The organism is Streptomyces sp. NPDC057694 (genome assembly GCF_042799415.1).
Classification (GTDB): domain Bacteria; phylum Actinomycetota; class Actinomycetes; order Streptomycetales; family Streptomycetaceae; genus Streptomyces.
Genome location: NZ_JBHVIX010000005.1, coordinates 441,434 through 447,699 on the forward strand (window position 1 = coordinate 441,434; position 6,266 = coordinate 447,699).

Consider the following 6,266-nt stretch of genomic DNA (forward strand, 5'->3'; position numbering starts at 1 on the left):
CTTCGTGGGTCTCGGCCTTCGTAGGCAAGGAACAGGAAGATCATGAGCAAGCTGCGCGTGGCGGTCCTCGGAGCCAAGGGCCGCATCGGCTCCGAGGCGGTCCGTGCCGTCGAGGCGGCCGAGGACCTGGAGCTGGTCGCGGCCCTCGGCCGCGGCGACAAGCTGGACATGCTGGTCGAGTCCGGCGCCCAGGTCGTGGTCGAGCTGACCACGCCCGACTCGGTGATGGAGAACCTCCAGTTCGCGGTCGGCCACGGCATGCACGCCGTCGTCGGCACGACGGGCTGGACCGAGGACCGCCTCGCGCAGCTGAACTCCTGGCTCGCGGCCTCTCCGGGGACCGGCGTCCTGATCGCCCCGAACTTCTCCATCGGCGCGGTCCTGACGATGAAGTTCGCCGAGGTGGCGGCCCCCTACTTCGAGTCGGTCGAGGTCATCGAGCTGCACCACCCGAAGAAGGTCGACGCCCCCTCGGGCACTGCCTCGCGCACGGCCCAGCTGATCGCCGCCGCCCGGCAGAAGGCGGGCAGCGCCCCCGCGCCCGACGCGACGCAGACCGCGCTCGACGGCGCCCGCGGCGCGGACGTCGACGGCGTCCCCGTCCACTCGGTCCGCCTGCGCGGCCTCCTGGCCCACCAGGAGGTCCTCCTCGGCGCCGAGGGCGAGACCCTCACGATCCGCCACGACTCGCTGCACCACAGCAGCTTCATGCCGGGCATCCTGCTGGGCGCCCGCAAGGTCGTCGCGGCCCCCGGCCTCACCTTCGGCCTGGAACACTTCCTCGACCTGAACGGCTGACCTGCGGCAATGCGCGCGAAAATCACGTACGCCATCACGGCGGCGGTCCTGGTCGTCTACTTCGTGCTGGCCGGCGACCGCGGCATCATGCTGATCCGCCAGGGCACGCTGCTCACGGTCACCTTCGGCGTCGCGGTGCTGATCCTCCCGGTGATCGGCATCTGGTTCCTGTGGGCGAACACCCAGTTCGTCCGCAAGGCCAACCGGCTCGCCGAACTCCTGGAGGCGGAGGGCGGCCTGCCCGTCGACGAACTCCGGCGCGACGGCTACGGCCGCATCGACCGCGACTCCGCCGACGAGGTCTTCGCCCGGCGCAAGGCCGAGACGGAGGACACGCCGGGGGACTGGCGCTGCTGGTTCCGTCTGGCGGTCGCCTACCGCGACGCCCGCGACACCCCTCGCGCCCGCAAAGCGATGCAGCGCGCGATCGCCCTCCAGGAGGGCCGCACCCTCAGCGCCTGAGACACGACGAAGGGGCCCGCCGAACTCCCGGCGGGCCCCTTCGTCTACGGCGATGTCGTACGTCGATCAGCTCTGCGGCCGGTACTCCTCGGCCCACACCTCGATGCTGTCGGCGGCCCGGTCGAACGCCGTGGACCGCCCCAGGAAGTCGGCGCCGTGACTGGTCAGCAGCGTCGTCTGCTCACCCTTGCGATCCCGGCGTACGAGCACCAGGGCCTGCCCCTGGACCGTGCGGGGCAGCCCCAGCCAGCGCACCGGCTGCTGCACCGTGCGCGCGGTCACGACCCGGTCCCAGGGCGCCGTCCGGGTCTGGAAGAAACCGACGTGGCGCAGTCCGCGCGCGCTCACCCAGGCGCCCATCCGCAGCAGTCGCAGCGAGGCCGCGATGATGAGCACCGCCAGCACCCCGCACACGGTCGCGGCGGTGACGTCACCGGCCACCGCGATGATCACGGCTGCGAAGAGCACGTACGACGCCAGCAGCAGAAGGAGCGCCGCCGCGCCGACCCGGTAGGGGCCCGGACGGTACGGACGGCGCCATTGGTCCCGGTCGTCGAAGGGCAGCGCGATGTCCGCGGCCTCGTCGAAAGCACGGTCGGCCGTCAGGAAGGGCAGGGGCACGACGGGTCCTCACTCGATCCACGCTGGTCTTGGGCTGTGCCCGGTGAGGCTACCCAGGCCGGGCGGGCCCTTCCACCCCAGGGGGTCCGGACGAGTCATCGGCGACCCGGCGTCCGGCTCACTTCCCGTCCGAGGCTTCCGACTGCTGGACGTGCTGCGTGGACTGGTCGGCGGACAGCGCCGGCATCCCGAACAACAGGGATCCGGTGAGCCCGGCGACGACGGTCAGTCCGACCAGCCAACGGCCGGCGAGCTGACCGACGGAAGGACGCTCGCGCGCAGGCGGCGTGACGTTACTGCGGAACTTGTCGGCTTCGGCGATGAAGGCGAAGGGAACGGGTTCGCGCCGACGGAACATGGGTGGTGCTTCTCCTCAAGGGGTTCGAACGAAGTGTGTTCATCTACACAGACGCGCGAACGCACCAAAGGGTGCCGTCTTTCACCAAATTCCCTGAAGTTTTTTCCCGTTCGGTACGGAACGTGGCGAGAGCGGGCGAATGCGGCGTTGTCAGTGGTGGCCCGTAGAGTGGGCGCCGCCCGACCGTAGTGATGGGAAGGACCCCCCGAGCCGTGACCGAAACCCCTGTTGAAGACCTCAAGCCGACGTTCCGTGGCGATGTCACCGTGGAGCTGGTGAAGCACACCGCCAGCGACTCGGACGTGCTGTTCGCGGCCCGTGTCTCCACCGTAGGCGAGCAGTCTTTGGATGAGCTGTCCAAGGACCCCGCCCGGTCCAAGGGGCTGATCAACTATCTGATGCGCGACCGTCACGGCAGCCCGTTCGAGCACAACTCGATGACGTTCCTCATCAGCGCGCCGATCTTCGTCTTCCGCGAGTTCATGCGGCACCGCGTGGGCTGGTCGTACAACGAGGAATCGGGCCGGTACAGGGAGCTGCAGCCGGTCTTCTACGTCCCCGACGCCGACCGCAAGCTGGTCCAGGAGGGCCGCCCCGGCAAGTACGTGTTCGTCGAGGGCACCCAGGCGCAGCAGGAGCTGACCGCCCGCTGCATGGAGGACTCCTACCGCCAGGCGTACGAGGCGTACCAGGAGATGCTGGCGGCGGGTGTGGCCCGTGAGGTGGCCCGCGCGGTGCTCCCGGTGGGCCTGTTCTCGTCCATGTACGCGACGTGCAACGCGCGCTCGCTGATGCACTTCCTCGGCCTGCGCACCCAGCACGAGCTGGCCAAGGTCCCGTCCTTCCCGCAGCGGGAGATCGAGATGGTCGGCGAGAAGATGGAGGCGGAGTGGGCGGCCCTCATGCCGCTCACCTACGCGGCGTTCAATGCCAACGGCCGCGTGGCGCCGTAGCCCTGTGCGGGCGCCCGGCCTCGCGGCCGGAGCACACATGTACGGATGGGCCGGTCGAAGTGTCCGTATTGCGGCATTTCATAAAGTTCATCTAGCCTGATCAAACGGACCCGGCACTGCTTGAACCCCCGAGCAGGCAGTGCCGGGCTCCTCCTTTGTTGTGACTTGTCGCATCCCCCGAGGGGGGACCCGGTGCTGAGCAGCGAGTAGCGTGTTACCCATGGCTCCGACCTCCACTCCGCAGACCCCCTTCGGGAGGGTCCTCACCGCCATGGTCACGCCCTTCACGGCGGACGGCGCACTCGACCTCGACGGCGCGCAGCGGCTCGCCGCCCACCTGGTGGACGCAGGCAACGACGGCCTGATCGTCAACGGCACCACCGGCGAGTCCCCGACCACCAGCGACGCGGAGAAATCGAACCTCGTACGAGCCATCGTCGAAGCGGTCGGCGACCGCGCCCACGTCGTCGCGGGAGTCGGAACGAACGACACGCGGCACAGCATCGAGCTCGCCCGCCAGGCCCAGCAGGCCGGCGCCCACGGCCTCCTCACGGTCACGCCGTACTACAACAAGCCCCCGCAGGAGGGTCTGCTCCGCCACTTCACGGCGATCGCGGACTCGACCGAGCTTCCCGTGATGCTCTACGACATCCCGGGCCGCAGCGGCGTGCCGATCAACACGGAGACGATCGTCCGCCTGGCCGAGCACCCGCGCATCGTCGCGAACAAGGACGCCAAGGGCGACCTCGGCCGCGCCTCCTGGACCATCGCCCGCTCGGGTCTGCCCTGGTACTCCGGCGACGACATGCTCAACCTCCCGCTGCTGTCGGTGGGAGCCTGCGGCTTCGTCTCCGTCGTCGGCCATGTGGTGGCTCCGGAGCTGCGCGCCATGCTCGATTCCTACGTATCGGGTGACGTGCACAAGGCGACGGAGATCCACCAGAAGCTGCTCCCGGTCTTCACCGGCATGTTCCGCACGCAGGGCGTCATCACGACCAAGGCCGCGCTGGCCCTTCAGGGACTGCCGGCCGGCCCTCTGCGGCTGCCCCTCGTCGACCTCACTCCTGATGAAACGGCGCAGCTCAAGATCGATCTTGCTGCCGGCGGGGTACAGCTTTAACCACAGACTTGGCAAAGCTCCACAACTGAATCAACAGAACAAGCAGGACAAACAGCTACATCTCAGGCATCACCACAACTGCTACTGCACGAACGTCACGCGCGCCACGTGCCTACTGGTACGTGGCGCGTGTGGTGAGGAGAGTCTTTTGAGTCATCCGCATCCTGAACTCGGCGCCCCGCCGAAGCTCCCGAAGGGCGGCCTGCGGGTCACCCCGCTCGGCGGCCTCGGCGAGATCGGGCGCAACATGACCGTCTTCGAATTCGACGGTCGTCTGCTGATCGTCGACTGCGGAGTGCTCTTCCCCGAGGAGGAGCAGCCCGGAATCGACCTGATCCTGCCGGACTTCTCGTCCATCAGGGACCGCCTCGACGACATCGAGGGCATCGTCCTCACGCATGGCCACGAGGACCACATCGGCGGCGTTCCGTATCTCCTGAGGGAGAAGCCGGACATCCCCCTGATCGGTTCCAAGCTGACCCTCGCGCTGATCGAGGCGAAGCTCCAGGAACACCGCATCCGTCCCTACACGCTCGAGGTCGTCGAGGGCGACCGCGAGCGCCTGGGCCCGTTCGACTGTGAATTCGTCGCGGTCAACCACTCCATCCCGGACGCCCTGGCCGTCGCCGTCCGCACCTCCGCGGGCATGGTCGTCGCCACCGGCGACTTCAAGATGGACCAGCTGCCGATGGACGGCCGCCTCACCGACCTGCACGCGTTCGCACGGCTGAGCGAGGAGGGCATCGACCTCCTTCTCTCCGACTCGACGAACGCCGAGGTTCCGGGCTTCGTCCCGCCGGAGCGCGACATCTCGAACGTGATCCGGGGCGTCTTCGCCGGTGCCCAGAAGCGGATCATCGTCGCCTCGTTCGCCAGCCACGTCCACCGCATCCAGCAGATCCTGGACGCGGCCCACGAGTACGGCCGCAGAGTCGCCTTCGTCGGCCGCTCGATGGTCCGCAACATGGGCATCGCGAGGGACCTCGGCTATCTGAAGGTGCCCGCGGGGCTGGTCGTCGACGTCAAGACGCTCGACGACCTCCCGGACAGCGAGGTCGTGCTGGTCTGCACGGGTTCCCAGGGCGAGCCGATGGCCGCCCTTTCCCGGATGGCCAACCGCGACCACCAGATCCGCATCGTCTCCGGCGACACGGTGATCCTGGCGTCGTCGCTGATCCCCGGCAACGAGAACGCGGTCTACCGCGTGATCAACGGCCTGACCCGCTGGGGCGCGAACGTCGTCCACAAGGGCAACGCCAAGGTGCACGTCTCGGGCCACGCGTCCGCGGGCGAGCTCCTGTACTTCTACAACATCTGCAAGCCCAAGAATCTGATGCCGGTCCACGGCGAATGGCGCCACCTGCGCGCCAACGCCGAACTGGGCGCCCTCACCGGTGTCCCGCACGACCGCATCGTGATCGCCGAGGACGGCGTCGTCGTCGACCTGGTCAACGGCAAGGCCAAGATCGTGGGCAAGGTCCAGGCGGGCTACGTCTACGTGGACGGCCTCTCCGTCGGCGACGTGGGCGAGCCGGCCCTGAAGGACCGCAGGATCCTCGGCGACGAAGGCATCATCTCGGTCTTCGTGGTGGTGGACTCCAGCACCGGCAAGATCACCAGCGGCCCGAACATCCAGGCCCGTGGATCCGGCATCGAGGACTCGGCGTTCAACGCGGTCGTCCCGAGGGTCCAGGAGGTCCTGGAGAAGTCGGCCCAGGACGGCGTCGTCGAACCCCACCAGCTGCAGCAGCTCATCCGCCGCACGCTGGGCAAGTGGGTCTCGGACACGTACCGCCGACGCCCGATGATCCTCCCGGTCGTCGTCGAGGTCTGAAGCACCTGAGGAGCGGGGGGGGGGGGGGGGGGGGGGGGGGGGGGGCCCCCCCGTGCCCTTTTTCCCCCCTCCCCGCGGGAACGCCAAACCCACCTGTTCAAGGCGGCGCCCTCCAAGAAA

The 6,266-nt window shown here is 68.6% G+C and carries 7 protein-coding genes; 5 read left to right on the top strand and 2 right to left on the bottom strand.

Features of this window, described 5'->3' with window-relative positions; translation table 11 throughout:
- Window positions 1-42: 42 nt before the first annotated feature.
- Both dapB and ACFVDP_RS16185 read left to right on the top strand, forming a co-directional pair.
- Window positions 43-798 (top strand): 4-hydroxy-tetrahydrodipicolinate reductase, encoded by a 756-nt coding sequence (gene dapB, locus ACFVDP_RS16180; protein ID WP_383489516.1) that lies wholly within the window; start codon window positions 43-45, stop codon window positions 796-798.
- A 9-nt stretch (window positions 799-807) separates the two neighbouring features.
- Window positions 808-1,260 carry a hypothetical protein gene (locus tag ACFVDP_RS16185; RefSeq protein ID WP_383489519.1) on the top strand — a complete coding sequence of 151 codons (453 nt, stop codon included), beginning with the start codon at window positions 808-810 and terminating at the stop codon, window positions 1,258-1,260.
- Window positions 1,261-1,326: 66 nt separating this feature from the next.
- On the opposite strand, the gene ACFVDP_RS16190 is transcribed toward ACFVDP_RS16185, so the two are convergent.
- Both ACFVDP_RS16190 and ACFVDP_RS16195 read right to left on the bottom strand, forming a co-directional pair.
- Window positions 1,327-1,881, bottom strand: a complete 555-nt coding sequence (locus tag ACFVDP_RS16190; protein WP_383489522.1) for a hypothetical protein — start codon at window positions 1,879-1,881, stop codon at window positions 1,327-1,329.
- A 118-nt stretch (window positions 1,882-1,999) separates the two neighbouring features.
- Window positions 2,000-2,239 carry a hypothetical protein gene (locus ACFVDP_RS16195; RefSeq protein WP_383489525.1) on the bottom strand — a complete coding sequence of 80 codons (240 nt, stop codon included), beginning with the start codon at window positions 2,237-2,239 and terminating at the stop codon, window positions 2,000-2,002.
- 212 nt (window positions 2,240-2,451) lie between these two features.
- Between ACFVDP_RS16195 and thyX the strand changes: the two genes are divergently transcribed.
- The 3 genes from thyX to ACFVDP_RS16210 all read left to right on the top strand — a co-directional run bounded on the left by thyX (window position 2,452) and on the right by ACFVDP_RS16210 (window position 6,146).
- The gene (thyX, locus tag ACFVDP_RS16200; RefSeq protein WP_383489528.1) at window positions 2,452-3,192 is read left to right on the top strand and encodes an FAD-dependent thymidylate synthase; all 741 of its coding nucleotides are present in this window, start codon (window positions 2,452-2,454) and stop codon (window positions 3,190-3,192) included.
- Between the two features lie 220 nt (window positions 3,193-3,412).
- The gene (gene dapA / locus ACFVDP_RS16205) at window positions 3,413-4,312 is read left to right on the top strand and encodes a 4-hydroxy-tetrahydrodipicolinate synthase (protein WP_383489531.1); all 900 of its coding nucleotides are present in this window, start codon (window positions 3,413-3,415) and stop codon (window positions 4,310-4,312) included.
- 148 nt (window positions 4,313-4,460) lie between these two features.
- The gene (locus tag ACFVDP_RS16210) at window positions 4,461-6,146 is read left to right on the top strand and encodes a ribonuclease J (RefSeq protein WP_383489534.1); all 1,686 of its coding nucleotides are present in this window, start codon (window positions 4,461-4,463) and stop codon (window positions 6,144-6,146) included.
- Window positions 6,147-6,266 lie beyond the last annotated feature (120 nt).

What these genes read in the sequence shown, in the direction of transcription:
- dapB (WP_383489516.1), top strand. Translation starts at nt 43, where the DNA reads ATGAGCAAGCTGCGCGTGGCGGTCCTCGGAGCCAAGGGCCGCATCGGC.
- ACFVDP_RS16185 (WP_383489519.1), top strand. Translation starts at nt 808, where the DNA reads ATGCGCGCGAAAATCACGTACGCCATCACGGCGGCGGTCCTGGTCGTC.
- ACFVDP_RS16195 (WP_383489525.1), bottom strand. Translation starts at nt 2,239, where the DNA reads ATGTTCCGTCGGCGCGAACCCGTTCCCTTCGCCTTCATCGCCGAAGCC.
- dapA (WP_383489531.1), top strand. Translation starts at nt 3,413, where the DNA reads ATGGCTCCGACCTCCACTCCGCAGACCCCCTTCGGGAGGGTCCTCACC.